21 protein-coding genes are annotated in these 25,363 nt (G+C 75.2%); 10 read left to right on the forward strand and 11 right to left on the reverse strand.

The window, feature by feature from the left end; translation table 11 throughout:
- Positions 1–9: 9 nt before the first annotated feature.
- The 6 genes from GA0070622_RS18845 to GA0070622_RS18870 form a co-directional block, all read right to left on the reverse strand.
- The gene (locus GA0070622_RS18845; RefSeq protein WP_176710507.1) at positions 10–837 is read right to left on the reverse strand and encodes an SWIM zinc finger family protein; all 828 of its coding nucleotides are present in this window, start codon (positions 835–837) and stop codon (positions 10–12) included.
- A complete protein-coding gene (locus GA0070622_RS18850; protein ID WP_245666401.1) occupies positions 834–3,605 on the reverse strand; it encodes a DEAD/DEAH box helicase in 2,772 nt (923 codons plus the stop codon). Before GA0070622_RS18850 ends, GA0070622_RS18845 begins: the two co-directional genes overlap by 4 nt.
- Positions 3,606–3,607: 2 nt before the next feature.
- Positions 3,608–4,435, reverse strand: coding sequence for an ABC transporter permease (locus GA0070622_RS18855; RefSeq protein WP_245666403.1), 828 nt, complete (start codon positions 4,433–4,435; stop codon positions 3,608–3,610).
- Complete coding sequence (locus GA0070622_RS18860; protein WP_091574617.1) at positions 4,432–5,412, reverse strand: ATP-binding cassette domain-containing protein; 981 nt, start codon at positions 5,410–5,412, stop codon at positions 4,432–4,434. The genes GA0070622_RS18855 and GA0070622_RS18860 overlap by 4 nt, the downstream gene beginning before the upstream one ends.
- Positions 5,413–5,481: 69 nt before the next feature.
- Positions 5,482–6,129: a response regulator gene (locus GA0070622_RS18865; protein WP_091574621.1), complete on the reverse strand. Its 648-nt coding sequence runs from the start codon at positions 6,127–6,129 to the stop codon at positions 5,482–5,484.
- A complete protein-coding gene (locus tag GA0070622_RS18870; RefSeq protein WP_091574626.1) occupies positions 6,126–7,247 on the reverse strand; it encodes a sensor histidine kinase in 1,122 nt (373 codons plus the stop codon). The genes GA0070622_RS18865 and GA0070622_RS18870 overlap by 4 nt, the downstream gene beginning before the upstream one ends.
- 119 nt (positions 7,248–7,366) lie before the next feature.
- Here GA0070622_RS18870 and GA0070622_RS18875 point away from each other — a divergent pair, with 119 nt between their 5' ends.
- Positions 7,367–8,215, forward strand: a complete 849-nt coding sequence (locus tag GA0070622_RS18875; RefSeq protein WP_091574628.1) for an ABC transporter ATP-binding protein — start codon at positions 7,367–7,369, stop codon at positions 8,213–8,215.
- Positions 8,212–9,183 carry an ABC transporter permease subunit gene (locus GA0070622_RS18880; RefSeq protein WP_091574632.1) on the forward strand — a complete coding sequence of 324 codons (972 nt, stop codon included), beginning with the start codon at positions 8,212–8,214 and terminating at the stop codon, positions 9,181–9,183. The genes GA0070622_RS18875 and GA0070622_RS18880 overlap by 4 nt, the downstream gene beginning before the upstream one ends.
- 41 nt (positions 9,184–9,224) lie before the next feature.
- Here GA0070622_RS18880 and GA0070622_RS18885 read toward each other — a convergent pair whose 3' ends face one another.
- Complete coding sequence (locus tag GA0070622_RS18885) at positions 9,225–10,103, reverse strand: alpha/beta fold hydrolase (RefSeq protein ID WP_091574635.1); 879 nt, start codon at positions 10,101–10,103, stop codon at positions 9,225–9,227.
- A gap of 73 nt (positions 10,104–10,176) precedes the next feature.
- Here GA0070622_RS18885 and GA0070622_RS18890 point away from each other — a divergent pair, with 73 nt between their 5' ends.
- Positions 10,177–12,159 (forward strand): AfsR/SARP family transcriptional regulator, encoded by a 1,983-nt coding sequence (locus GA0070622_RS18890; protein ID WP_245666405.1) that lies wholly within the window; start codon positions 10,177–10,179, stop codon positions 12,157–12,159.
- On the opposite strand, the gene GA0070622_RS18895 is transcribed toward GA0070622_RS18890, so the two are convergent.
- A complete protein-coding gene (locus GA0070622_RS18895; protein ID WP_091574638.1) occupies positions 12,128–13,057 on the reverse strand; it encodes a hypothetical protein in 930 nt (309 codons plus the stop codon). The genes GA0070622_RS18890 and GA0070622_RS18895 overlap by 32 nt on opposite strands.
- 185 nt (positions 13,058–13,242) lie before the next feature.
- Between GA0070622_RS18895 and GA0070622_RS18900 the strand changes: the two genes are divergently transcribed.
- The 7 genes from GA0070622_RS18900 (at position 13,243) to GA0070622_RS18930 (ending at position 17,745) form a co-directional block, all read left to right on the forward strand.
- Positions 13,243–14,634 carry a pyridoxal phosphate-dependent decarboxylase family protein gene (locus tag GA0070622_RS18900; protein WP_091574642.1) on the forward strand — a complete coding sequence of 464 codons (1,392 nt, stop codon included), beginning with the start codon at positions 13,243–13,245 and terminating at the stop codon, positions 14,632–14,634.
- A 5-nt stretch (positions 14,635–14,639) separates the two neighbouring features.
- Positions 14,640–15,272, forward strand: coding sequence for a hypothetical protein (locus GA0070622_RS18905; RefSeq protein WP_245666407.1), 633 nt, complete (start codon positions 14,640–14,642; stop codon positions 15,270–15,272).
- 163 nt (positions 15,273–15,435) lie between these two features.
- A complete protein-coding gene (locus tag GA0070622_RS18910) occupies positions 15,436–15,837 on the forward strand; it encodes a YbaB/EbfC family nucleoid-associated protein (protein ID WP_091574645.1) in 402 nt (133 codons plus the stop codon).
- Entirely contained in the window at positions 15,824–16,144 is a 321-nt protein-coding gene (locus tag GA0070622_RS18915; protein WP_091574651.1) for a type VII secretion target, read from the forward strand. The genes GA0070622_RS18910 and GA0070622_RS18915 overlap by 14 nt, the downstream gene beginning before the upstream one ends.
- A complete protein-coding gene (locus GA0070622_RS18920) occupies positions 16,141–17,295 on the forward strand; it encodes a WXG100 family type VII secretion target (protein ID WP_245666409.1) in 1,155 nt (384 codons plus the stop codon). Before GA0070622_RS18915 ends, GA0070622_RS18920 begins: the two co-directional genes overlap by 4 nt.
- 8 nt (positions 17,296–17,303) lie before the next feature.
- Positions 17,304–17,495: a DUF4926 domain-containing protein gene (locus GA0070622_RS18925; protein ID WP_218060601.1), complete on the forward strand. Its 192-nt coding sequence runs from the start codon at positions 17,304–17,306 to the stop codon at positions 17,493–17,495.
- 19 nt (positions 17,496–17,514) lie between these two features.
- The gene (locus GA0070622_RS18930; RefSeq protein WP_091574661.1) at positions 17,515–17,745 is read left to right on the forward strand and encodes a hypothetical protein; all 231 of its coding nucleotides are present in this window, start codon (positions 17,515–17,517) and stop codon (positions 17,743–17,745) included.
- A 64-nt stretch (positions 17,746–17,809) separates the two neighbouring features.
- Here the strand turns inward: GA0070622_RS18930 and GA0070622_RS18935 are convergent, their stop codons facing one another.
- From GA0070622_RS18935 to GA0070622_RS18945, 3 genes are all read right to left on the reverse strand, one after another.
- Entirely contained in the window at positions 17,810–18,496 is a 687-nt protein-coding gene (locus tag GA0070622_RS18935; protein WP_091574666.1) for a hypothetical protein, read from the reverse strand.
- Positions 18,497–18,658: 162 nt separating this feature from the next.
- Positions 18,659–24,589 carry a DUF4011 domain-containing protein gene (locus tag GA0070622_RS18940; protein WP_091574669.1) on the reverse strand — a complete coding sequence of 1,977 codons (5,931 nt, stop codon included), beginning with the start codon at positions 24,587–24,589 and terminating at the stop codon, positions 18,659–18,661.
- Positions 24,590–24,743: 154 nt separating this feature from the next.
- Positions 24,744–25,358, reverse strand: a complete 615-nt coding sequence (locus GA0070622_RS18945; protein ID WP_141684591.1) for a hypothetical protein — start codon at positions 25,356–25,358, stop codon at positions 24,744–24,746.
- Positions 25,359–25,363 lie beyond the last annotated feature (5 nt).

Below are 25,363 nucleotides of genomic sequence, written 5' to 3' on the forward strand. Positions count from 1 at the left end.
GACGACCGGTCACGGGTCCGCCGGGTCACCGGCGAGCAGCCGGCGGGCCCGTCGCGCGGCGTCGGCGGCCAGGGTCGCCAGCGCGGTGGCGTCGACCCCGGGCGCGTCGTGCCCGGCCAGCAGCGGCGCGAGGTCGAGCGGCGGGCCGGTCACCGCCGCCGGTGGGCCGGGCAGGGCGGCGGGCCCGGCCGCGTACGCCTGCGCGGCCGGCACGCCGGTGGCCTCGTCCGGGCCGGCGGCGGTGACGGTCCGGCGGGCGTTGCGGGCGCGCAGCTCTGCGATCAGGTCCGGCTCGGCCCGGCCCCGGGCCAGCAGCAGCACGAACGGGTCCCGGTCCAGCAGCCAGGCCGCCTGGTAGGACAGGGCGGCGGCGTGCCGGCAGGGGTGGTCCCAGGACGGGCAGTCGCACTCCGGGTCCAGGTCTCCGGGCCCGGGCAGCAGCCGCACCCCGACGGTGTCGGCGGTGTCCACCAGGTCGTGCGGCATGTCCCGGTCGAGCAGCGCGGCGATGTGCCCGGCGCGGGCGGCCACCGCGTCCAGCAGGCGGTCCCACTGGGCGCCGGTGAGGGTACGCAGCCGCACCACCGTGTCGTACGGGTGCTCCGGGTCGCCGTCGTGGACCGCCGCGCCGATCCGGCCCGGGCTGACCGTGATCGGTCCGACCTGGCCGGCGAAGGCGTACCGCCGGCCCCGGGCGAGCTGCGCCGGGTCGAGCGCGGCGTGCTCCATCGACTCGATCCACGCGTTGCCCCACCAGGTGTCGGCGAACCGGCGGCCGACCCGCCGCCCGGGCCCGAACGCGGGGAAGCTGCGGGCGGGCTGGTCCTCGCCGCTCATGCCGTCTCCTCCAGCCGCACCAGCCGGAACAGGTCGGCGTCGGACAGCTCGGTCAGGGCGGTCTCGCCGCCGGTGAGCACCGCGTCGACGAGTTCCCGCTTGGACTCCAGCAGGGCGGCGATCCGCTCCTCCAGCGTGCCCTGGGCGATCAGCCGGTGCACCTGCACCGGGCGGGTCTGCCCGATGCGGTGGGCGCGGTCGGTGGCCTGTTCCTCCACCGCCGGGTTCCACCACCTGTCGTAGTGCACCACATGGTCGGCCCGGGTCAGGTTCAGGCCGGTGCCGGCCGCCCGCAGCGAGAGCAGGAACACCGGCACGTCGCCGGCCTGGAAGCGGCGCACCATCTCCTCCCGCCCGGCGACCGGGGTGCCGCCGTGCAGCAGCTGCGCGGGTACGCCCCGCGCGGCGAGGTGCCGTTCCAGCAGCCGGGCCATCCGCACGTACTGGGTGAAGACCAGCACCGCGCCGTCCCCGGCCAGGACGGTGCCCAGCAGGTCGTCGAGGAGTTGCAGCTTCTCCGAGCGGCCGGTGAGCGGCCCGTCGACCTCGCCCAGGTAGTGCGCGGGATGGTTGCACACCTGCTTGAGCGCGACGAGCAGCTTGAGCACCCGACCCCGGCGGGTCACGCCGGTGGCCTCCCGGATCTCCGCCATCACCTCCTGGACCACCCGCCGGTAGAGCGCCGCCTGCTCGTCGGTGAGCGGCACCGGATGGTCGGTCACGGTCCTCGGCGGCAACTCCGGCGCGATGCCGGGGTCGGACTTGCGCCGGCGCAGCAGGAACGGGCGGACCAGGCGGGACAGCCGGTCCAGCGCGGCCGGGTCGCGGTCGGTCCCGATCGGGCGTGCCCAGCGGGCGCGGAACGCCCCGGCGGCGCCGAGCAGGCCGGGGGTGGTCCAGTCGAGCAGCGCCCACAGGTCCGGCAGGTCGTTCTCCACGGGTGTGCCGGTGAGCGCGACCCGAGCCTCGGCCGGGATCTCCCGCAGCGCGCCCGCGGTGTCGCTCAGGCGGTTCTTGACGTACTGGGCCTCGTCGGCGACGACCAGGCCCCACCGCAGGCCGGCCAGCGTCGCGGCGTCCCGTCGCAGGGTGCCGTAGCTGGTCAGCACGAACCCGTCGGCGACCCCGTCGAGGGTGCGCGCGGCGCCGTGGAACCGGCGTACCGGCACGCCCGGGGCGAACCGTCGGATCTCCCGCTGCCAGTTGCCGAGCACGGAGGCGGGGCAGACGACCAGGGTCGGCCCGGAGCGCCGGCGCAGGTGCAGGGCAACCACCGTGACGGTCTTGCCGAGGCCCATGTCGTCGGCGAGGCAGCCGCCGAGGCCGAGCGCGGTCATCCGGTCCAGCCAGCGCAGCCCGCGCAGCTGGTAGGCGCGCAGCGTGCCGGCCAGTCCGGGCGGCGCGGCCAGCGGCTCGGCGCCGCCGTCGGGCTCGGCGATCCGATCCCGCAGCGCGTCCAGCCAGCCGTCGGCAACCACCTCGACCCGCTCCCCCGCCACCTCCGTGCTGCCGATCAGCGCGGCGGCCAGCGCGTCGTAGCCACGCAGCGGCGGCAGCGAGCGGTCCCGGGCCCGGCGGGCCAGCTCCGGCGGGACCGCCACCCACCGGCCGCGCAGCCGGCGCACCGGCCGGCCGGTGGCCACCTGCGCCGTCTCAGCCTCGGTCAACGGTTCGCCGGCCAGCGTGAGCTGCCAGCTCAGCGGCATCGGCGCGGCCGACCGGAGGTGCCCGGCCACGTCCGCGGGCGGTCGCGGTGGCGTCGTGATCAGCGTCCGGGTTCGCAGGTCGCGGTGCAGCGCGTCCGGCCACGCGACGGTGACGCCGGCCGCGTCGAGGCGCGCCCCGGCGCCGTCGAGCAGGTCGGCGACGTCCTCGTCGAGCAGCGGCAGCGTGACCGGGTCGGCCCGGTCGAGCAGCCGCTCCAGCGGCGTCCACACCGTCGCCGCCCGGCGTACCGCACGCATCGCCTCGACCGTGGCGTTGTCCCCCAGCGGGTGGTCGTCGCCGGCCCAGAGCGCCGCCGCGTCGGTCACCACGGTGGGATCGGCGAGGCTGCGCATGCGCACGACGGCGGTGAGCGCGCCGTCCGGGTCGGCCGGCCCGGCCAGGCGCAGCGCGGTGCGCAGGCCGGTGTCCACCCCGGCGGAGACGTCCCGCGCCCAGTCGCGCAGCTCGGCCGACCCGACCGGTTCCGGACAGGCGAACCGGCCGACGCCGTCCGGGGTCCGCGCGAGCGTGTCGGCGACCGCGTCGAGGAACGCCCGGACCAGGGCCTCCGCGTCGGGCAGCAGGAGCTTCTCCGCGTCCGGGTCGACCGGCGCGGCGCGGGCCCCGGCCGGCATCGCGGCGGCGAGCGCGCGGATCCGTTCGACGTCGGCGGCGTCGAACGGGCCCACCCGCCAGGCGTCGTGGCCGTCCGGGGACACGCCGGGCAGCAGCCGGCCCCGGGCGACCAGGTGCAGGCCGGTGCGCGCCGCCGCGGACCAGAACGCGGCGGCGGGCGTGGCGTCCCCGTCGGGGCGCGGCGCGACCAGCCGGGACAGCGCCGCGCCCACCGGCACCGCGACGACCGGCACGTGCCAGGCCTCCACCGGGCCGTCCAGCGGCAGCGCGAGCGTCAACTCGCATCGCTCCCCCAGCGCGTCGTACGCCTCCGGCAGCGCGTCGCCGCCCGGGTCGTAGCAGGCGAGCGTGCCGGCGCGGGGCGGATCGGCCGGCCGGAGGACGATCCCGCACCGCCCGAGGTCCGCCTGCGGGGCCACCGTCACGCTCAGCCGCCCAGCGCGCGGTAGCGCCGCAGCGACAGCGGCAGGAACACGGCGATCAGGGCCAACGGCCAGAGCACCGCCAGCAGTGGGTGGTGCGCGGTCACCCACGAGTCGCCGCCCCAACCGGGGTTGCCGAACAGCTCGCGGGTGGCGCCCACGGTCGCCGACAACGGGTTCCACTCGGCGACCGCGCCGAGCCAGCCGGGCATGGTGGACGGCGCCACGAACGCGCTGGACAGGAAGCCGAGCGGGAACTCCAGGGTCTGCACGGCGGTGACCGCGCCCGGCCCCTTCGTCACCAGCCCGAGGTAGATGCCCACCCAGGCCAGCGCGAAGCGCAGCAGCAGGATGAGCCCGAGCGCGGCGAGCGTGTCCCCGGGACCGCCGTGTGCCCGCCAGCCGACGGCCAGGCCGGCGAGCAGCATGACCGCGAGGGTCACCACCGCGAACAGCATGTCGGCGGCGGCCCGCCCGACCAGCGGGGCCAGCCGGGACACCGGCATCGAGCGGAGCCGGTCGGTGACCCCGCGTTCGGCGTCGGCGGAGACCGCCACGGTGGTCTGGCTGATGCCGAACAGCATGGTCATGGCGAACATGCCGGGCAACAGGAACTCCCGGTAGTCGCCGCCGCCGGGCACCTGGAGCGCGCCGCCGAACAGGTAGGCGAACATCAGCAGGATGAGCACGTTGAAGGCCAGCGCGCCGAGCAGCGGGCCGGGGTCGCGGCGCCACTGCGCGAGGGCGCGCAGGGTCAGCGTCAGGCTGTCGCCGGCCAGGGACGGCCGTCCCGGGCGCAGGTCGCCGCCGGCGGGCAGGGTCGCGCTACTCACGCGGGCACCTCCAGGGTGTCGTCGCTGCGGCCGGCGGCCGACGCGGGCCGGCCGGTGAGCCGGAGGAAGACCTCGTCGAGGGTGGGGCGGCGCAGCGTCACGTCGGCCACGGTCACCCCGTCGGCGTCGAGCGCCTGCAGCACCTCGGTCAGCGCGCCGGCCCGGTCGTCGACCTGGGCGCTGACGGCGCGCCGGTCGGGGTCGACGTCCGGCTCGGCGGTGGCCACCCGGCGCAACCGCTCGGCGGCGGTGGCGAGGTCGCCGGCGTCGCGGACGACCAGGTCGATCCGGTCGCCGCCGAGGCGGGACTTGAGCGCGTCCGGGGTGCCCTCGGCGACGACCCGCCCGGCGTCGAGGACGCAGATGCGGTCGGCGAGCTGGTCGGCCTCGTCGAGGTACTGCGTGGTGAGCAGCACGGTGGTACCGGCCCGGACCAGGTCCCGGACCGCCTCCCACACCTCGTTGCGCCCGCGCGGGTCCAGCGCGGTGGTCGGTTCGTCGAGGAAGAGCACCGACGGCGCGAGGATCATGCCGGCGGCCAGGTCGAGGCGGCGGCGCATGCCGCCGGAGTAGGTGCGGACCGGTCGGTCGCCGGCGTCGGTGAGTCCGAACCGGTCCAGCAGCTCGGCGGCGCGGGCGCGGGCCCGGGCGCGGCCAAGGTGGAACAGCCGGCCGAAGATCACCAGGTTCTGCCGGCCGGTGAGCGCCTCGTCCACGGCCGGGTGCTGCCCGACCAGGCCGATGCGGTAGCGCACCTGGTCGGGCCGGCGGGCCACGTCGAAGCCGGCGACCTCGGCCCGCCCGGCCTCGACGCGCAGCAGGGTGGCCAGGGTCCGCACCGCCGTGGTCTTGCCGGCGCCGTTGGGGCCGAGCAGCCCGCAGACCGTGCCGGGTGGCACCCGCAGGTCGAAGCCGTCCAACGCGGCCGTGTCGCCGTACCGCTTGCGCAGGCCCTCCGTGATGATGGCGTGCTCCACCGTGTGCCCCCTCCGTCGACAGCCGCACTAACGTACAACGTACGGTAGTGCGTCCGCCAGTGGTGCCGGTCACTCGACGACGCGGTGCTCCCAGGCCCACACCGCGATCTCGGTGCGGTTGCGCAGACCGAGCTTGGTCTGCACCGTCGACACGTGGCTCTTGACCGTGCTCAGCGAGATGAACAGCTCGGCGCCGATCTCCAGGTTGGTCCGCCCCCGGGCGATCTCCCGCACCACCTCCACCTCCCGGGCGGACAGCGCCGGCAGCCGCGCGTCGGGCTTCGGCGCCAGCGGGGCCAGGTGCCGCAGCAGCCGCACCGTCACCGACGGCGACACCAGCGCGTCGCCCTGGTGGGCGGCGCGGACCGCCTCGACCAGCAGCGCCGGACCGGCGTCCTTGAGCAGGAACCCGGCCGCGCCCCCGCGCAGCGCGCCGTAGACGTACTCGTCGAGGTCGAAGGTGGTCACCACGACCACCCGCAGCGGGTCGACCACGCCCGGCCCGGCCAGGGCCCGGGTCACCTGGAGACCGTCCAGCCTGGGCATCCGGATGTCCACCAGGCACACGTCGGGACGTAGCCGGCGGGCCTGCGCGACCGCGTCCACGCCGTCGGCGGCCTCGGCGACCACGGCGATGTCCGGCTGGTCCTCCAGGATCAGCCGCAGCCCACCCCGGATCATCGCCTGGTCGTCGGCGAGCAGCACCCGGATGGTCACGCGGACCCCCCGTCGCGTGGCGGCAGGACGGCCCGCACCGACCATCCGCCGGCCGGGCCGGGGCCGGCGCGCAGCGTGCCGCCCAGCGCCTCGACCCGCTCCCGCATGCCGACCAGCCCGTAGCCGCCCCGGTGGGCCGCCGGCGCCGGCGGCCCGTCGTCGATCACCTCGACCACGACGCCGGCGGGCTCCTCGTCCACGGTGACGGTCACCGTCCGCGCGTGCGGGGCGTGCCGGGCCACGTTCGTCAGGGCCTCCCGGACCACCCGGTAGACGCTGCTGGTGATCTCCGGCGGCCAGGACGGCTCCGGGTCGGGCAGGCGCAGCCGCACCGGCGGCCCCTGCCGGCGGAAGCGGTCGACCAGCGCCTCGACCCGCTCCGGCCCGGCCGAGGCGGGCGGTCCGTCCTCGGTGTCGCGCAGGAGCCCGACCAGGCGGCGCATGGCCCGCAGCGCCTCGCCGCCGGCGGACTCGATGCCGGCCAGCGACTCGGTCGCCCGCGCCGCGTCCCGCCGGGCGACCAGGTTGGCTGCCTGCGCCTGCACCACCATGCCGGTCACGTGGTGGGCCACCACGTCGTGCAGCTCCCGGGCCAGCTCCCGCCGTTCGTCCCGGCGCACCCGCTCGGCCGCGGCCCGGGCCCGCTCGTCCCGCAGCCGCGCCGCGAGCCCGGCGGCGACGCCGACGAGCCAAGCCAGCGAGTACACCGCCACGACGCCGGACCCGCCCGCGCCGGGCCGCATCGCGAGCCACGCGCCGACGACCACGGCCAGCCCGGCCCCGGCGACCGCGGCGGCTGGCGCCGGCGCCAGCACGCGTACCGCCGTGCCGACCAGGACCGCCGACGCCAGCGCCAACGCCGGGCCGGGCTCGGTCGGCAGCTCGAACAGGCGGGCGACGGCGACGGCCAGCCCGGTCACCGCCAGTCCGGCCGCCGCCGTCCACGCCGGCTGCCGGCGGCGGACCAGAGCCAGCGCGCCGACCACGACGGCGGCGGCGCCGCCGACGAGCCAGTACCGCAGGCCCCAACTCGCGGCGATCGCCACCGCCTGGACACCGATCGCCGCGACCAGCGCCACCGCGAGCCCCGTCGTGGCCGCCACCCGTCTCACACCCATGCCCAGCACGGTAGGAGATCGCCGGCCGCGACGAACCGGCCGAAAGGAGGGTCACCGGCGGGCCGGGACCCTGCTCCGGACCGATGCCGGCCGCCCCCGCCGTGCCCAGGATGAGCCGCATGAACCCACCACCCGTCCTGCACGCCGAGCGGCTGACCAAACGGTACGGCCGCCGCACCGCGCTGGCCGACTGCGACCTGAGCGTCCCGCGCGGACACGTGGTCGGCCTGGTCGGCCCGAACGGCGCCGGCAAGTCCACCCTGCTGCAACTGGTCTGCGGCCTGATCACGCCGACCTCGGGCACGCTGTCGGTGCTCGGCTCGCCGCCGGCGGCGGACGCCGCCCACCTGGCCCGGGTCGGCTTCGTCGCCCAGGACACCCCCGTGTACGCCTCCCTGACCGTCGCCGAGCACCTGCGGATGGGTGCCTGGCTTAACCCGTCCTGGGACGTCGCGCTGGCCCGCCGGCGGATCACCGAGGCCGGCCTGGACCCGGGGCAGAGGGCGGGCCGGCTCTCCGGCGGCCAGCGCGCGCAGCTCGCGCTGACGATCGCCGCCGCGAAACGCCCCGAGCTGGTCGTCCTCGACGAGCCGGCCGCCGCGCTGGACCCGCTGGCGCGCCGCGACTTCCTGCGCGGTCTGGTCGACTTCGTGCGGGAACTCGGCGCCACCGCCGTGCTCTCCTCGCATCTGCTGGGTGACGTGGCGCAGGTCTGCGACCACCTGGTCGTGCTCTGCGACGGGCGGGTGCAGGTGGCCGGCCCGGTCACCGACCTGCTCGCCACGCACCACCGGGTCGACGACCCCGCCGCCGCGCCCGCCGGGGCCGAGGTGGTCTGGGCCGAACCCGGCCGCGTCGTGGTCCGGGGCCCGGCGGTACGCGGCGGCGCGCCGGTGCCGTTGGAGGAGCTGGCTCTGGCGTACCTGTCCCGGGCCGCCCACCCGGCGGGCGCGGCGGTGACCCGATGATCCGGTTCACGCTGCGCCAGTTCCGCCTGCCGGCCCTCGCCGGCCTGCTCCTGCTGGCCCTCGCCGGCGCCGGGCTGCTGCGCCTCGGCGCGGACGTCCGTGCCGTCCCCGACCCGGCCCGGCTACCCGACCGGTACGCCCAGACGATGCTCTTCCTCGCCGGCGGGTTCGCGCTGGTGCCGGCGCTGCTCGGCGCGTTCTGGGGCGCGCCGCTGGTCGCCCGTGAGCTGGAGGCCGGCACCCACCGGCTGGTGTGGAACCAGAGCGTGCCGCGCACCCGCTGGCTCACCGTCAAGCTGGTGGTCACCGGGCTGGCCGCCGCGCTCGTCGCCGGTGTGCTCAGTGCGGCCCTCACCTGGGCGGCCGCGCCGGTGGACCGGGTGGCCGGCGACCGGTTCAGCACCGTGCTGTTCGGCGCGCGCGGCCTCGCGCCGGTCGGGTACGCGGTGTTCGCCCTGGTCCTCGGCGCGGTCACCGGGCTGCTGCTGCGCCGCACCCTCCCGGCGATGGCGGTGGTGTTCCTGGTGGTCGTCGCCGTGCAGCTCGCGGTGCCGAACCTGCTGCGCCCGCACTACCTGCCGCCGGAGCGGGTCACTGTGCCGATGACCGCCGACGCGGTCAACCGGGCCCGGAACCTGGGCAGCATCACCGGCGGCCCGGTCGTCGGCGGGCTCGACGTGCCGGGGGCCTGGGTCACCGACATCAGCCCGCTGCGCACCGCCGACGGGCGGCAGCTCTCCGACGCCGCGTTCGGGGCCTGCTTCCGCGACCCGCCCCGCACCGGCGCCACCGGCACGTTCGGCGACACCGCCGTGTGCCTCGGCGCGCTCGACCTGCACGTGGACCTGGCCTACCAGCCCAACCGGCGGTTCTGGCCGTTCCAGTGGATCGAGCTGGCGCTGCACCTCGGCGCGGCCGGCCTGCTGGCGGCGCTCGGCCGGTGGCAGGTGCGGCGACGCGCCGGCTGAGCGGACGGTGCGGGCGCCGCGCGGCGCCCGCACCGCCGCGCCTACCGCTTCAGCAGCGCGCGCAACGCCGCGACGACCTCGTCCGGGGCCGACTCGGCCAGGAAGTGCCCGGCCGTGGTGGTGCGGTGCTCCAGGTCCGGCGCCCAGGCCCGCCACACCGCCTCGGCGTCGTAGCCGAGCGCCGCGCCCCAGTCCTGCTGGATCACGGTGACCGGCATGGTCAGCCGCCGACCGGCGTCCCGGTCCGCCCGGTCGTGCGCCACGTCGATCCCGGCCGAGGCCCGGTAGTCGGCCACGATCGAGTCGACCGCCTCGCGGGAGGCCCGCAGGTACTCGGCCCGCACGTCGGCCGGCATCGCCGCCGGGTCGCCGCCCCAGGCGTCGAGGAAGTGGCCGAAGAAGGCGTCCGCGCTGGCCGCGATCATCCGCTCGGGCAGGCCCGGCGGCTGGGCCATCAGGTAGAGGTGGAACGCGACCGACGCGGACGAGCCGTGCAGCACGTCCCACATGTCGAGGGTGGGCAGCACGTCCAGCGACACCAGGTGGGTGACCGCGTCCGGGTGGTCCAGGCCGGCCCGCACCGCGACCAGGGCGCCCCGGTCGTGCCCCGCCAGCGCGAACCGGTCGTGGCCGAGCGCGCGGGCCAGGGCCACCACGTCGGCGGCCATGGTCCGCTTGGCGTACGTGTCCTCGCCGCGCGCGGCCGGCTTGTCGCTGGCGCCGTAGCCGCGCAGGTCCGGGCAGATCACGGTGTGCTCGGCGGCCAGGTCGGCGGCGACGTGCCGCCACATCAGGTGGGTCTGCGGGAAGCCGTGCAGCAGCACGACCGGGCTGCCGGAGCCGCCCACGGCGACGTTCAACGCCACGCCCTCGGCGACGGTGACGCGCTGGTAGTCGAATCCTGCGATTGCGGTGGTCATCTCGGTGCCTCTCTGCTTCGTCGTACCGGCCCAGCGTGGCGGCGCCGGATGAGCAACCGATGAGCGCGGTACGGTGACCCGGGTCCGGAAGGGGGCGTCGGTGCAGGTCGGCTTCGGTGTGCTGGGGCCGGTGACGGCCTGGGACGACACCGGTGGACCGGTCGACCTGAAGGGTCCCCGCCACCGCGCCGTGCTGGCCCGGCTGGTCGTCGCCCGGGGCCGGGTGGTGCCGGTCGACCACCTCGTCGACGACCTGTGGGACGACCCGCCACCGGGCGCGGTGGGCGCGGTCCGCACGTTCGTGGCCGCGCTGCGCCGGGGCCTGGAGCCGCGGCGGGCGCCCCGCGAGCCGGCCCGGCTGCTGGTCACCGAGGGACCCGGGTACGCGCTGCGCGCCGCCCCCGACGCGGTGGACGCCTGGCGGTTCGAGGACACGGTGACCGCCGCCGCCGACGCGCTCCCCCGGACCGCGCTCGACCGCCTCGACGAGGCGCTGGGCTGGTGGCGCGGGCCCGGGTACGCCGACGTGGACCGGCCGTGGGCGCGCGCCGAACGTTTCCGGCTGGACCAGGTGCGGCTGACCGCGGTGGAGCGGCGCGCCGAGGCGCTGCTGACGCTCGACCGGGCCGCCGACGCCGTACCGGACCTCGACGCGCACGTGGCCGAGCACCCGTGGCGGGAGGACGGCTGGCGGCTGCTGGCGCTGGCCCTCTACCGGGCCGGGCGGCAGGCCGACGCGCTGGCCGTGCTGCGCCGCGCCCGCGAGCTGCTGCGCGAGCAGCTCGGCCTCGATCCGGGGCCGCGCCTGCGCCGGTTGGAGACCGACCTGCTGCGCCAGGTCGACCCGGAGCCGGCCGGGCCCGCGCGGGTCTGGGCGGAGACCGCCGCCGCGTACGAGCGCAGCGTGGTGCCCGGCGCGCGGGCCCGGATCGAGTCCACCGTCGGCCTGCTGCGCAGCCTCGCGGTGACCGGGGCGGGCGGCCTGGAGGCGGCCCGGGACCAGCGAGAGGCGGCCATCACCGCCGCCGAGCACCTGGGCGACCCGGAGTTCACCGCGCGGGTGATCGGCGGGTACGACGTGCCCGCGATCTGGACCCGGTCGGACGACCCGGAGCAGGCGGCGCGGGTGGTCGCGGCGGCCGAGCGGGCGCTGGCCGGCCTGGGCCCGGACGCGCCGGAGGCCACCCGGGCCCGGCTGCTCGCCACCGTGGCGGTCGAGTCGCGGGGTGGCGGGTCGGCGCGCGCGCCCGCGGCCGCCCGGGAGGCGGAGGCGATCGCCCGGCGCCTGGCCGACCCGGCCCTGCTGGCGCAGGCGCTCAACGGCGTGTTCATGCAGACGTTCCACCGCGCCGGGCTGGCCGCCGAGCGGGACACGATCGGCGCGGAACTGGTCACGCTCGCCGCCCGGCACGGCCTGGCCACCGTGGAGATTCTCGGGCACCTGATCCGGGTGCAGGCGCGCGGCGCGCTCGCCGACTTCACCACCGCCGACGCGCACGCCGACGCGGCGGACCGGCTCGCCGCCCGGCACGAGAGCCCGCTCGTCGGCGTGTTCACGGGCGGCTACCGGGCCATGCGGACCGCCGCCACCGGCGCCGCGTACCCGGAGGCGGAGGCGGTGTACCGGTCGTGGGCGACCGCGCTGGCCGGCTGCGGAATGCCCGGCGTGGAACGGGGACTGCTGCCGCTGGCGCTGCTCTGTCTACGGGTGTGGCACGACCTGCCCGCCGACGTCCCCGACGACACCGACTGGGGCCCGTACGCGCCGTGGGCCCGCCCGCTGGTGCTGCTCGCCGCCGGGCGGCGCGACGAGGCCGCCGGCGCGCTGCGCCGGACCCCGGAACCGCCCCGCGACCTGCTGCTGGAGGCGATGTGGTGCCTCTCCGGCCGGGCCGCCGTGACGCTCGGCGACCGGGACGTGATGCGGCGGGCCCGGGCCGCGCTCGCCCCGGCCGCGGGCGAGCTGGCCGGCGCCGGCAGCGGGATGCTCACCGTCGGACCGGTCGCCGCGCACCTGGACCGGCTCACCGCCGCCCTGTCGGAGGCGCCAGGGTGACTCCGTCGACCCCTGTCCGCCGGGTCGCCGCGCCCGCCGGGCCCGAGGCCGGGCGCCGCCGGGGCGGGTCGTCCGGCCACCGCCACCAGATGCCGTAGGCGCAGTCGGGATCCGGTCGCCGCAGGGTCACCTCGTAGACGACCTTTCCCGTGGTGAGGTCGCCGCGGGGCTCGCAGGGCGTGCGGGCCACCTCCTGGCGACTGGAACCCGATCGGGTTCTCCGCCACACCACCTGCCACGCCTCGGCGGGCGCGTCCAGCCGGTCGAACTGCACCCGCACGGACAGCCTCCGGACCCGCCGCTCCTCGCAGCTCTCCCGGTAGTAGGGCTTCATGGGCGCGTACACGTCCTCGAACACCTGCCTGATCCCGACGCTCACCCGACGACCCCGGGCGAGCGGGCCGAGCAGGTACAACCATCGGTAGACCCGCCCGTCCTCCTCAGCCACGGCGCCGTCGAGCAGGCGGTGCTCCGGGAACAGCGACGTCGCCTCCTCGACCACCCGGTTCTGTCCACTCCAGTGGGACCGGACGCCCACCAGACGGATCTGCCGGGTGGCCCGAACCCGTTGCCGCCGCGTGTAGGCGTAGCGGTGGTGATCCCGACCGTCGTCGCCCCTGACCCGGGTGACGACCAACGACCCGTCCAGTTCCTCGATCAGAAAGTCCGGCGGGCGGTAGACGCAGCGCACGTAGTAGGTCGCCACCGAGGCGGCGAACAGAAGCGCCGCGAGGACGGCGAGGGTCGCCGGTGGGAGGCGCAGCGCGACGAGCCACGTCGTCCCGACGCCGTACACCGTCACGAGCGCCGTGCCGGCGAGGACGACGAGCTGGAGCAGGTCGGAACTCTGGCGGGCGAGGCGGGCGGGGGTGCTGTCCAGCAGTCTCCGCAGACTCATCGGTCCTCCCGGGCGCCACCTCGTCGGCGGGAAAGCCACCGACGGTCCGTCCAGTCCACACAATCGCAGGAGTCGACGGGTGAGCCAGCGGTCACGGACGTCACTCAGCACTCACTCCGAGTGCCACCACCGCCCGTCGGCGCCGGCGGCACCCGGCCTTCCGGCAACGGCGCTAGGGTGCGGCGATGGACGAGCTGAGGGACCTGTTCCGCCGGGCCGCCGACCACGCGGCCGACTACCGCCGGTCGCTGCCGGACCGGCCGGTCGGACCACCGGTCGACCAGGCCGCTCTGACCCGGGCGTTCGCCGTTCCGCTGCCGACCGCGCCGACCCCGCCCGAGCGGGTGCTCGCCGACCTGGTCGCCGCCGCCGAGCCCGGTCTCGTCGCCACCGCCGGGCCGCGCTACTTCGGCTTCGTGGTCGGCGGCGCCTCGCCCGCCGCGACCGCCGCCGACATGCTCGCCGCCGGCTGGGACCAGATCGCGTTCAACCCGGTCACCTCGCCGGCCGCCGTCGCCGCCGAGACGGCCGCCGGCGGCTGGCTCAAGGACCTGCTCGGCATCCCGGCGACCGCGTCGGTCGGCTTCGTCACCGGCGGGCAGGCGGCCAACACCGCCGGCCTCGCCGCCGCCCGGCACCAGGTGCTCGCCGACGGCGGCTGGGACGTGGAACGGCGCGGGCTGACCGGCGCGCCGCCGGTCCGGGTGCTCGCCGGCGCCGAACGGCACGCCACCGTCGACCGGTCGCTGCGGCTGCTCGGCCTCGGCACCGACGCGGTACGGGAGGTGCCCGCCGGCCCGCAGGGCGCGATCGACCCGGACGCGCTGGCGGCGGCGCTGCGCGAGGCCGGTCCCGGCCCGACCGTCGTGTGCCTGCAGGCCGGCAACGTGAACACCGGCGCCTGCGACGAGCTGCGCCGGGCGTGCGACCTGGTGCACCGGCACGGCGGCTGGGTCCACGTCGACGGCGCGTTCGGGCTGTGGGCGGCGGCCGCACCGACCACCCGGCACCTGGTCGACGGGCTGGAGGCGGCCGACTCGTGGGCCTGCGACGGCCACAAGTGGCTGAACCTGCCGTACGACACCGCGTTCGCGTTCTGCGCCCGGCCCGATGTGCACGCGGCGGCCCTGTCGTACGCGGCCGCGTACCTCGTGGGTTCCGGCGGCGTGCCGGCGGGCGCGGACCTCACCGCGGAGTCCTCGCGGCGGGCCCGGGGTTTCGCGGTCTGGGCGGGCCTGCGGGAGCTGGGCCGCGACGGCGTCGCCGCCCTTGTCGAGCGGTGTTGCGCGCTGGCCCGGCGGTTCGCCGACAGGCTGACCTCGGCCGGGTTCGAGGTGGTCAACGAAGTGGTGCTCAACCAGGTGCTGGTGGGGTTCGGCGACGACGCGCGCACCGACCGGGTGGTGGCCGCCGCGCAGGTCGACGGGACGTGCTGGGTGGGCGGGACGACGTGGCGGGGGCGGCGGCTGATGCGGATCTCGGTGTCGAACGCCACCACGACGGAGGCAGACGTGGACCGGACGGTGGCGGCGCTGGTCCGGCTGGCCCACGGCGCGGGCGAGGGCGTGGTTCACTGACGGCCGTGACGTGGCGACGGGCCGCCTGCGCGGCGGTGGTGCTGGTCGTGGCCGTGGCGACCGTCGGCGGATGGCGCTGGTGGCACCAGCGTCCGCCCTACGGTCCGGAGGCGCTGCACCTGAGCTCGTCGCTGAAGTTCGTCAGCTACGACGAGGCGCAGGCGGCCCTCGGTCCGGCGTACCAGGCGCCGGTGGCGTCCGACGGTGACCAGCTGGTGATGGGCCGGGTGTCCTGGCAGACACCGCCGGCGCCGCTGGACGGCGGATACTTCGCGCTGTTCCTCATCGACAAGCGCACCGACTACAAGCCGCCGGTGTTCGGGGTGTCCGCGCCGCAGCGGAGCGTCGGCATGGGCAGCGCCGGGGTGGAGAACAGGATCCCGGACCGCTACCCGTGGTTGCGCGGGGCGGGTCACATCCGGGTGGGCGATGGGTGGCTCAGCGCGGGCACCCGACTGGCGATCGGCGACGTCGGCGCCTCGCCGGTGACGTTCGTGGCGCTCTTCCCGCACCTGGACCGGCCCCTGCGGGACCTTCCGATGGCCAGCGCGCCGGTGACGTTGCCGGACCTGCTGTTGGCGCTGGTCTACATGGGACCCGACGGGCAGGTCTACTGGGCCCAGCGGCTCCAGGGCTGAACACGCCGCCCCCAGCCGGCGAGGCGCAACAGATGCCCCCCATCCGTCCTCACGCTCCCACGTGACGCTGCTCGTCCGCCGGGGATGGCGCCACACGGGGCATACACAGAGCGCGACCGGTTGGTAGCGTGACGGTCACCGGTGTCCCTTGGGGAGGGTGGCCATGTGGGCGGACGAGGCCGCGTTGGACGCGGCGACGCGCCGGCTCGACGAGTGGGAGTCGTCCCTCGCCGACCGGGCGACCCGCGCCCGTGACCTGTCCGCGCGCACGCAGGCGCTGACCGGCACCGCCCGCAGCGCCGACGGCCTGGTCGAGGTCACCGTCGACCCGTCCGGGTCGCTGGCCGACCTCCGGCTGGACGAACGCATCCGACAGCACTCCGCCGCCCACACCGCCCGGCAGATCCTGGCGACCGCCCGAGCGGCCCGCGCCGACCTGCTGCGACACCTCACCGAGGCGACCACGCAGGCCCTCGGCGAGGACGACCCGGCCGCACGCGCGATCGTCGAGAGCCACCGGCGACGGCTCGACCCCGACCCTGGCGCGCCGGATGCCGGGCGGTGAGGGCCTCCAGGTCGACCCGGACGACCTGACCGCCCACGCCAGCCACCTGCATCGCTGCGCCGACCGCATCGACACCGCGCGCGGCGCCGGCCAGCAGGTCCGGTTGAGCGCCGACGCGTACGGGCAGCTCTGCGCGATCATGCCGCTCCTGCTCGACGGCCTCCAGCGCACCCTGACCGACGGCATCGGCACCGCCGCCGCCTCGGTCCGCGACACCGCCGACAAGGTGCGCGCCGGCGCCGAACGCTACCGCGCCTCCGACGCTCACGCCGCCCACCTCCTACACCGGGTGCGGCAGCGGCGGTGACCACCAACCCGCTGGTCGCCACCGCGACGGACGCCGGCCCCAGCGCCTGGGCCGGCGTGTGGATCTGCGAGGACATCGAACTCATCGCCCAGGGCGTCCGCACCGGCAGCTGGATCGACGGCGGCCTCGGCGTGGTCAGCGCCGGCCTGGACGCGCTCGCTCTGGTGTCCGACCCGGCCGGCGCGCTCCTGCAGTACGGCATCGCCTGGCTCATCGAGCACGTCCGGCCGCTCAGCGAGGCCCTGGACTGGCTCGCCGGCGACCCGGCCGCCATCACCGCGCACGCCCAGACTTGGCGCAACGTCGCCGCGTCGTTGCGGGAGGACGCCGCCGAGCTGGCGCACGCCGTCCGCACCGAGGTCGCCGGCTGGACCGGGACCGCCGCCACCGGCTACCGCCGCTGGGCCGGCGAGCAGCAACAGGCGATCACCGGGCTGGCGCAGGGGGCCGAGGCGATGGCCGCGATCACCGAGGGCGCCGCCGGCCTGGTCGCTGCCGTGCGACTGCTGGTCCGCGACGCCGTCGCCGCCTGCGTGTCCCGCCTGATCGTGTACGCGACCGAACTGGTCGCCTCGGCCGGGCTCGCGACGCCGCTGGTCGTCGAGCAGGTGACCACGACGGTGGCGTCCTGGGGAGCGCGGATCGCGCGGCTGGTGCGGGGGTTGTTGGCGAGCCTGCGGCGATTGATGCCGGAGGTGCGACGGCTCGGCAATCTGATCGAGAAACTGAAGGAGGCGTTAAGCCGCCTGCGACGCCAGCCCTCTGAGCCCCACCCACCGCACGAGAGCGAACCACCACGGACACCTCGTGGCCCCGACGCGCCCGATTTCAGCAATCCTGAGATCGACTCTCGGAAGATCACGGGCTACGCGATGAACCCTGAGCACCCCGTCGGCAGGAACAAGTATCGGGTCATCAACGCGGCCACCGGGCTCGGCCCGGACGACGCAGCGGTGATCGAGCAGCAGATCCGCGACGGAGTGCGGCACGGATCACCGGTCGCGGGCAAGGTCGACCAGTACGGCCATCGCTGGTCGGTGGACGTGCCCCTGACCGGTCCCTCCGGAACTATCCTGGTCCGGACCGCCTGGATCCTGGAAGCAGGTGGGTCCACACCACGTCTGGTCACCATCTCGTTCCCGCCGAAGTGAGGGCACCCGTGGAGCTGTACGACCTGGTCGAACTCAGGCACGCCATTCCGGAGGAGAACCTGCCCGCCGGGGCGGTCGGCACCATCGTGCACGTGTTCCACCGGCCCGAACTTGCGTATGAGGTGGAGTTCACCGACGAGGAGGGTCGGACCTTGAGCAGCGTGGCCCTTACACCTGATGAGATCCGGCAGCGGCCCTGATCGGGCCAAGGAGTTCGTCATGGGGATGATGGTGTCGGCCCGCCGAGTTGGGGCAGCCGCGCACGAAGTGCGCTACGAGTTCGGTTTCGCGGACAGGTTCGACCGCATCCTGGTCCTTGATCCGCGGACCTTGCGGGCGCGTGTCGAGGACGGCCACTTCGATGCCGCCGCCAGCGCCATCACCGCCAAGATCGTCAGTTCCTGGCGGGACCTCGGCGACCTTCCGCAACGGGTGCTCTTCGCCAGTTAGCGGCCCTTCAACCGGCCCATCCATCTGCAACGGCAAGCGATGCGAGCGCCAGCCGAACACGCGGTCAAGGCCAGGTGGGCGGGGGCGGGCCGAACGCGCGGCGACCGGCGCGTACCGCCAGCGTGGCGAGGGCGGCGTTCGCGCCACCACCGATCAACGCACCGATACCGAACGGCGCCACTCGGCCGAGAACGATGATTCCCTGCTTGGTCCCGTACTTGGTGACGAAGTGCTTTCCCAGGACCTTGTTGATCTGCTTCAACGTCTCGCTGGGCACCTTCGCGACCACCTGACGTCCCCAGTGCTGCCCCGTGCGCTCGGCGACCCTGCTGATGGTGGCGGAGCCGGATCCGCCGAGCATGATCCCCATGACGATCGTTCGACGGCGTTCGATCTCGTCGATGCGGACTCCGTGGACTTCGGCGATCGAGAGCGCGAAGAGGGCGCTCAGCTCGAGAGACGACAGCGCCTCGCCGGCCGAGAGCGCCAGGGCGACGCCGGTGCCGACGCCGGGCGCGGCCGCCGCCCCGCCCACGGCGGCACCCGTTCCGGTCAGTGCGCTGACGTACATCCGTTCCAGGTTTCGGATCACCTGTTCAGGCGTGGCCTCGGGGTTCCGATGGCGGGCCCGGGCGATGTTCTTGGCCACCAGTGGGCTCTGGATGGCGATGGCCTTGTCCAACAGGGCGAGGACTCGCTGCCCAGGTACGGCTTCCTCGGTAACCGGTCCGTCGAGGGCATCTGTCGCCATCCCGTGAACTCCTTCGACTGTCAGTTCCGACCGAGCCTCCATTCGATCAGCGAAGCGGACCTCTGCGCTAGATCGTTGATCTGCGGAAAGTGGACGCTGAACAGTCGCCGCCGTCGACCTGCTGGACGAAGCGATCATCGTCCGTTCGACGGCAAGGATGCGTCAGCTCAGGGTGAGGCGCCGCTCCTCGTCGAACCGGACCCGGCCGCTGGTCACCGCCACGTGCAGGCCGTACCGCAGCAGGCGGTCGATCTTCTCGGTGCGCCGCCGGTAGCCGAGGCGCTCCAAGCCGGCGCGCAGCAGCCGTTCCTCGTCGAGGCTCGGCACGCCCTGCAGGACGTGGATGAACGCGTTCGCCACCTCCTCGGGCGGCACCTCCTCGAACGCGCGGTCGTTGCTGACCTGGGTGACCCGGTACGCCTGCCAGCTGCGCGGGTCCGTTCCCTCGGGCCAGGCGTAGCGCCCGACCGTCGGGTGGTCGTACCACCGGCGGGCGTCGACGAGCGCGAGGACGGCGAGCCGCCGGTCCTCCCGGGTACGCAGGAAGCCGAACCGGGCCAGCGCCAGGCGGGCGAGGCGGTGCTGTTCGACCGGCCCCTCGACCGCGATGATCTCCCGCAGCGCCTCGCGGACCAGCCCGCGTACCCGTTGGTCGCTGGTGAGCAGGTCGAGGTCGCCCTGGTCGCCGAGCGGCGTCGGGGCGTACGGGACGAAGGGCCGGACCTCGACGGTGCCGGCGGCCGCCGGCGACGCGGTCGTGACGGCGGGGCCCGGTGCGGTGACGAGGCTCGTCACCGGTGCCGGCGCGAACGGCTCGCCGTTCTCCTCCACGCCCGACTCCGACGCGACGGGCAGGCGAGGTGACGGCACCTCGACCTCGCCGAGAGCCGGGACGGGCGCGGGCTCGGGCTCGTCGGCGCGGGAGACCGCCTCGTCGACCCGGTCGAGCAGCGTCGCCCGGTCGCGGAGCCACGCCGGCAGCCAGAACCGGACCACCGCCGACCAGCCCATGATCTGCCGCAGCAGCGCCGGCGCCGAGTCCCGGTCGGCCACCGTGGGTCGCGCGCTCCACTCGGGGCCGTCCAGCATGACCGCCACCTGCCACCGCGGCGATCCGGGCCGGCGTACGGCGATGTCCACCGTGAAGTCGGACAGGCCGTGCGCGGTACGCACCTCGTGACCGCGTTCGCGCAGCGCGTCGGCGACCTCGTCGCGGATGCGGTTGCGTCGCTCGGCCCGGTCGGTGGCCAGGTCACCCAGCCGGTCGGGGCCGGCCGTCGCCATCTCGCAGTATGCCCGCAGGTGCTGGGTGCCGACGGCGGAGGTGCGGGACAGGTCGATGTCGGCCGGGTCGAACGAGGAGTAGAGGACGACCTGCCTGCGGGCCCGGGTGATCGCGACGTTGAGCCGCCGCTCGCCGCCGACCTGGCTGAGCGGGCCGAAGTTCAGCGGGAGCTGCCCGGTCTCCGGGTTGGTGGAGAAGGCCAGCGAGAACAGGACGACGTCCCGCTCGTCACCCTGCACGTTCTCCAGGTTCTTCACGAAGATCGGCTCGGCGACGGCGCCGGAGAGGTGTTCCCGGACGATCGGGTCGCCGCTGTCCTCCAGCAGGTTGAGGATGAGATCCCGCTGCTGGATGTTGAAGGTGACCACGCCGACCGACTGCCCGGCGGTGGCCGGGTCGTGCAGGCGGCGGGTGATGTCGGCCAGGACGGCCCGCGCCTCGACCTCGTTGGTTCGGGTCCCGCCGCGGTCGTACCGGCCGTCGACCCGCCGCCAGGTGATGCCGGCGGAGCTGCTGGCGCCGGGTGACGGGAGGCTGGAGAGCTTGTTGTCGTAGTAGTAGCGGTTGGAGAACGCGATCAGCGACTCGTCGTGGCTGCGGTAGTGCCAGGACAGCCACCGCTGCGGCAGCCCGCACTCGACGGCTTCGCTGAGGATGCTCTCCAGGTCCTCCAGCACCGGCGCCTCGCCGTCGGGGGCCTCGTCGACGGTGTGGCTGGCCTGCATGATGCTGCTCGGCGGCATCTGCCGGGAGTCGCCGACGATCACCGCGGCGCGGCCACGTCCCATCGCGCCGACCGCCTCGGCGACCCGGATCTGCGACGCCTCGTCGAAGACGACCAGGTCGAACCGCCGACTCCCCGGGGCCAGGAAGTTCGCCGCCGATGCGGGACTGACCAGCACGCACGGCGTCAGCGCCAGAACGACGTCCGGGTACAGCTCGAACAACTCCCGGAACGAGCGGCCGCCGCGCTTGCGGCGCAGCTCGGCGGCGAAGTCGGCGAAGCGTCCGCGCCGGTCGGTCGGGCTGAAGGGGCGGCGGGCGACCAGCACCGACGGCAGGCGCTCGGGCAGTGCCGACCGCAGCTCGCCGGCGGCGGTCTCGAACTGGGCGATCTCGTCGTCGTGCAGCTCCGGGTCGAAGTACTGCAGGCCGCCGGCCCGCGCCCGCTCGGCGAGGGAGGCGGTGGCGACGCCCCGCCGGTACGCCTCCTCGGCGAACTGTCCGGCCACCTCGGCCCGCAGCAGTCGGTCGCGGTAGTCGGCGAGGCCGGCGGAGGCGAGCACGTCGGCGTGGCCGAGCGCGGTGGCCCAGCGGCGCAGCGGAAAGAGCTCCTCGGTCCGTAGCTCGTGCAGCCAGGTCGCGCCGTCGCGCTGCCAGGCGTCGACCCAGTGCGCGTCGGCGGCCCAGAGGGCCAGTTCCGGCTCCCCGGACCGCAGCACCCCGCGCCAGGCCCGCCAGCGGGCGGCGACCCGGTCGAGCAGGGCGGCGTCGGCGTCGGTGACACCACGCCGGAACAGCTCCCACGCCTGCGGGTGGCGGGCCAGCAGCGCCCGCCCGACGCGGGTCGCCTCGATCGACTCGGCGAGCCGACGCGGCGCGCCCGGGTCGGTGGGCAGCCACCCGGGCAGGTGCAGGCCACCCAGCGCGCCCGCCTGCCGGTGCAGCTCCGCGGCCTGCGCCTGCGCGGCGACCAGCCGGCCGGTGGTCACCTCGATCTGCTCGGCGTCGAGCGTCGCGCCGGCGACCAGGTGCACCGCCAGCCGGTCGACGACGGCCTGTCGCCGCTTGCGCTTGCCGAAGACCTTCTTCGCCGCCTCCTGCGCCTCGGCGTGCCAGGCGACCAGCTCGGGGCGGGCGTACACGTCCGGTCGGAAGGTGGCCAGCTCGCCGGCGAAGCCCTGGTGGAAACCGGCCACCTCGGCCTGGAACCGGGTCACTGCCTCGTCCCAGCGCCGGTCGCCGGCCCGCGCGGTGGTGTCCCGGTCCGGCAGCATCCCGCGTACGGCGAGCCAGGCGCCGGCCAGCAGCTCGCCGACCGCGTCCGGGGTGGGCAGCGTCCGCAGCAGCGTGGACAGCTCGGGGTGGGCGGCGAGGTCGGCGCGGACGCGTTCCAGGTCGGCGGCGATCTCGGTGAGGGCGGCGCCGTGCAGCCCGTCGAGGGTGCGGCAACCGCTGAGCGACCAGGGGTGTTCGGGTCGGATCCGCGCGGAGCGGGCGGCGGCCGGGAACTCCCGCAGCGTCCGCTCCACGTGCGTCCGCGTCTCGTCGGGCGCGTGCAGGTAGCTCACCGGGATCGGCGCGACCGGCCCGTCCCCGTACGCGAGCACCTGCTCGTACGCCGACCAGAGCGACATTCCGACGGGGTTGGCGGCGTGGACCTGCGCCGCGTACTCGGCCAGCGGCGCGAGCCGCGTCCGGTAGGCGGTCTCGACGGCGGTCCAGGTGCCGCCGTCACCCGCGTCGTACTGGTCCAGGGCGTCGCGCAGCTGCTGGCGGATCGCGTTGAGGGACTGCTTGCGCCCGTGCAGGTCGAGCGCGAACGGCCCGAGGCCGACCTGCCGGAGCCGCCGCTTGACCACCTCCAACGCCGCCTGCTTCTCGGCGACGAAGAGCACGGACCGGCCGGCGGCGACCGCTCGGGCGATCATGTTGGTGATGGTCTGCGACTTGCCGGTGCCGGGCGGCCCTTCGAGCACGAAGGACTGGCCGCGCTCGGCCATCACGATGGCCTGCATCTGCGAGCCGTCGGCGGGGATGGGCAGGTGCAGTTCCGCCTCGTCGACGGCTTCCGCACCGTGGTCCTCCGGCCGCGCCGGGTCGTCGAACGTCGCCCCGGAGGACTCGACCAGGTGCCGGACGACCGGGTTCTCCAGGAACCGGGGCCAGTGCTCGCCGAGGTCCCGCCACATCTGGAAGGTGGAGAACTGCAACAGCCGCAGGCTGGCGGTCTCGTCGATGCGGTAGTTCAGCCGGTTGCCGACCAGCCCGGCGTTGATCGCCGCGAGAGTCTTGGCCACGTCGATCCCGTGCTCGTCGCGGACCGGCTGTTCCAGCTCCGGGATCCGCACGCCGTGCTTGACCCGCAGCCACTCGATGAGGCAGTGGTTCGGGCTGGCCACCTCGGCACCGTCGATGACCATCGCGTACGGGCGGCGGCCGGTGCCGCCCTCGATGCGCACCGGCAGCAGGAACAGCGGGGCGTACGCCTCTCCCCCGGTCGCCCGGGGGTGCACGAGCGTGCCGATGGTCAGGTAGAGGTAGTTGCTGCCGGTCTCCTGCTCCATGGTGCGCGCCTCGCGCTGGATCGCCCGCATGGCGGTCTTGTAGCGCGCCTCGGTGACCGCGCCGTAGACCCGCCGATCGGTGCGAAGTTCCCGGGTGAGGATGTCGGCGTCCAGGTCCTGCGCCCGGCGCGCGCCGGCCAGCTCGTGGATGTGGCTGATGTCGTCCTGCGGGATGACCTGCACCTGGCGGCCGTCGTGGATGAGGTCGTCGAGCAGGGCCAGGGCGCCGGCCGGCACGTGCAGGTCCAGACCTCGGCCCCGCTTGGGCAGGTTGAGCAGCGGGTTGCGCAGGCTCAGGTCGAGCAGGGATTTGCGCCACTGCTGGATCCGCGCCGGCGAGCCGTCGGAGGGCTGCGGCACCTCCTCGCCGTCGTCGGCGAGCTGGCGCAGCTTGGCGGCGGCCACCCCGGCCGGCAGGTCCAGGGACGCCTCGGCGGTCGGGGCGGTCGCCGGGGCGGTGTCGACCGGCGCGACCAGCTCGTCGGTCGACGGCAGCGGCCGGATGCCGGAGCGGTGGGCCAGGTGGACGTCGACCACGCCCTGCAACCGGTGACCCTCACCGCGGAAGTGGCCGAGCCCGACCCGTACCGCCTCGGTGAACGTCGCGGTCTGCGCGCCGGGTCCGACGCGGGTCAGCTCGACCGGCACGGCACGGCCGGAGTCCACCATCGAGATCAGCAGGTTCGTCTCGGTGACCGAGGCGGCACTGAGCCGCTCCTCCTCGAGCAGGAAGCCGCCGAACGCGTGTCCCGTCGCGATGAAGACGAGCGGGTGCAGGCCGGCCGCCTCCAGGCAGGCGGCGTAGGTCACCGACAGGTCGAGGCAGTTGCCGAGCCGCCCGTCCAGCACCGCCGCCGTCGTCCGGACCTTCTGACCGCTGTTCTCGAACGACGCCGGCAGCGTCTGGTAGTGGATGTCGAGCCCGCGCAGCGCTTCGTAGACTGCGCCGGCGATGAGCGCCGCCCGTTCCGCGCCATCCTGGTAGCCCTGCAACGACCCGGAGCCGGTACGCGCCAGCAGGAGCTGCGCCGCGGACCGCAGCACCGCCTCCACCGCCCGGGTGTTCGGCTGCACGAAGGCGGCCAGGCTGTCGTAGAGGGCCGGGCTGTTGAACCACTCGTTGTGCGCGAGCACGCGCGACGGGGCGTTGAGGCTCAGCGGTGTGCCGTTCGCCTCGACGGTCAGGCGGTAGTCGACCGGGAACGCCTCGTCCGTGCGGTGGAGCAGCGCGCGGTCGGGGGTGACGTCCCGGAAGTCGTCCCAGCCGGTGCTCGCCCCCGGGCGCAGCGGCGTGCCGAGGGTACGCGTCCACGGCTCGGTCAGAGCGCCGTCGGGGCCGAGCAGGTCCAGCGTCACCGTCACGTCCGTCAGCGGCTCGGCGCCACGGTTGGTCAGCGTGAGGTGCCGGACCAGCGGCACCCGGTTGTGCACCAGGGCGGCATTGATCGCCGGCTGGACGAGCAACGCGACGGCGAGCTGGTCGTCGTCGGCGGTGAACTGCGCGAAGACGCTGTCGGACATGGGCGTTACTCCAGGTGGCGAGGCCGGGAAGCGCCCAGCCTAGCGGTCGGCCGCTCGGCGGCGACTCGCCCGGCCGATCTTGGCTGTCGTGCCGCTCGGGCATGAGGTGGGCCAGGACGAAGCGCCATCACGACAACCCCTACTCGTGGTTCGTCTACCGCTCGGGGATGGAGACGCCGTCGGCGTCCAGCGGTGAGCCGTCCAGGGCGCGGTCGGTCTCGACCGCGGTCAGTCGAACGGCCACGTCCCCGTCGGAGGTCGGGAAGCGGCTGAACGTCAGCAGGACGAATCCCGACCGCTTGTTGCCCCGTACGCCGTTGTCGAGGGGTGTGGTGCCGACGCCCTCGACCAGCCACTGGTAGACCGGCTGCGCGTCCTCGTCCCGCCAGCCCTTCAACCGGGCCTGGTGAACCGCCAGGGTCAGTTTCTCGGCCAGGTAGGCCGGGTCACACACGCTCACGATCGTCAGATCGAGTTCCTCGAACCGGTGCGCCGCACCGAACTGCCACCGGACCCGCACCTCGCGGACTCCCGGCGTCAGTGGCCGTCCGAAGAACATCCAGTCGTACGAGTCCATGAAGGGCGCATGGATCTCGAGCCAGCTTGCGCGGTCCTTCTCCAGCACGATCCAGGGTGAGGGGACCTCGTTGAACTCGTCGGCCCACACGACCTCGGGGATCTCCCACGCCTCCTGCCAGGACCGGACCCGGTCCCGGTTGGCCAGGAACATCGCTCGCAACTCGTCGTGCCGGCGGCGCCGTCCGAACACTGTCG

The sequence above is a fragment of the Micromonospora sediminicola genome, assembly GCF_900089585.1.
Taxonomy (GTDB): Bacteria; Actinomycetota; Actinomycetes; order Mycobacteriales; family Micromonosporaceae; genus Micromonospora; species Micromonospora sediminicola.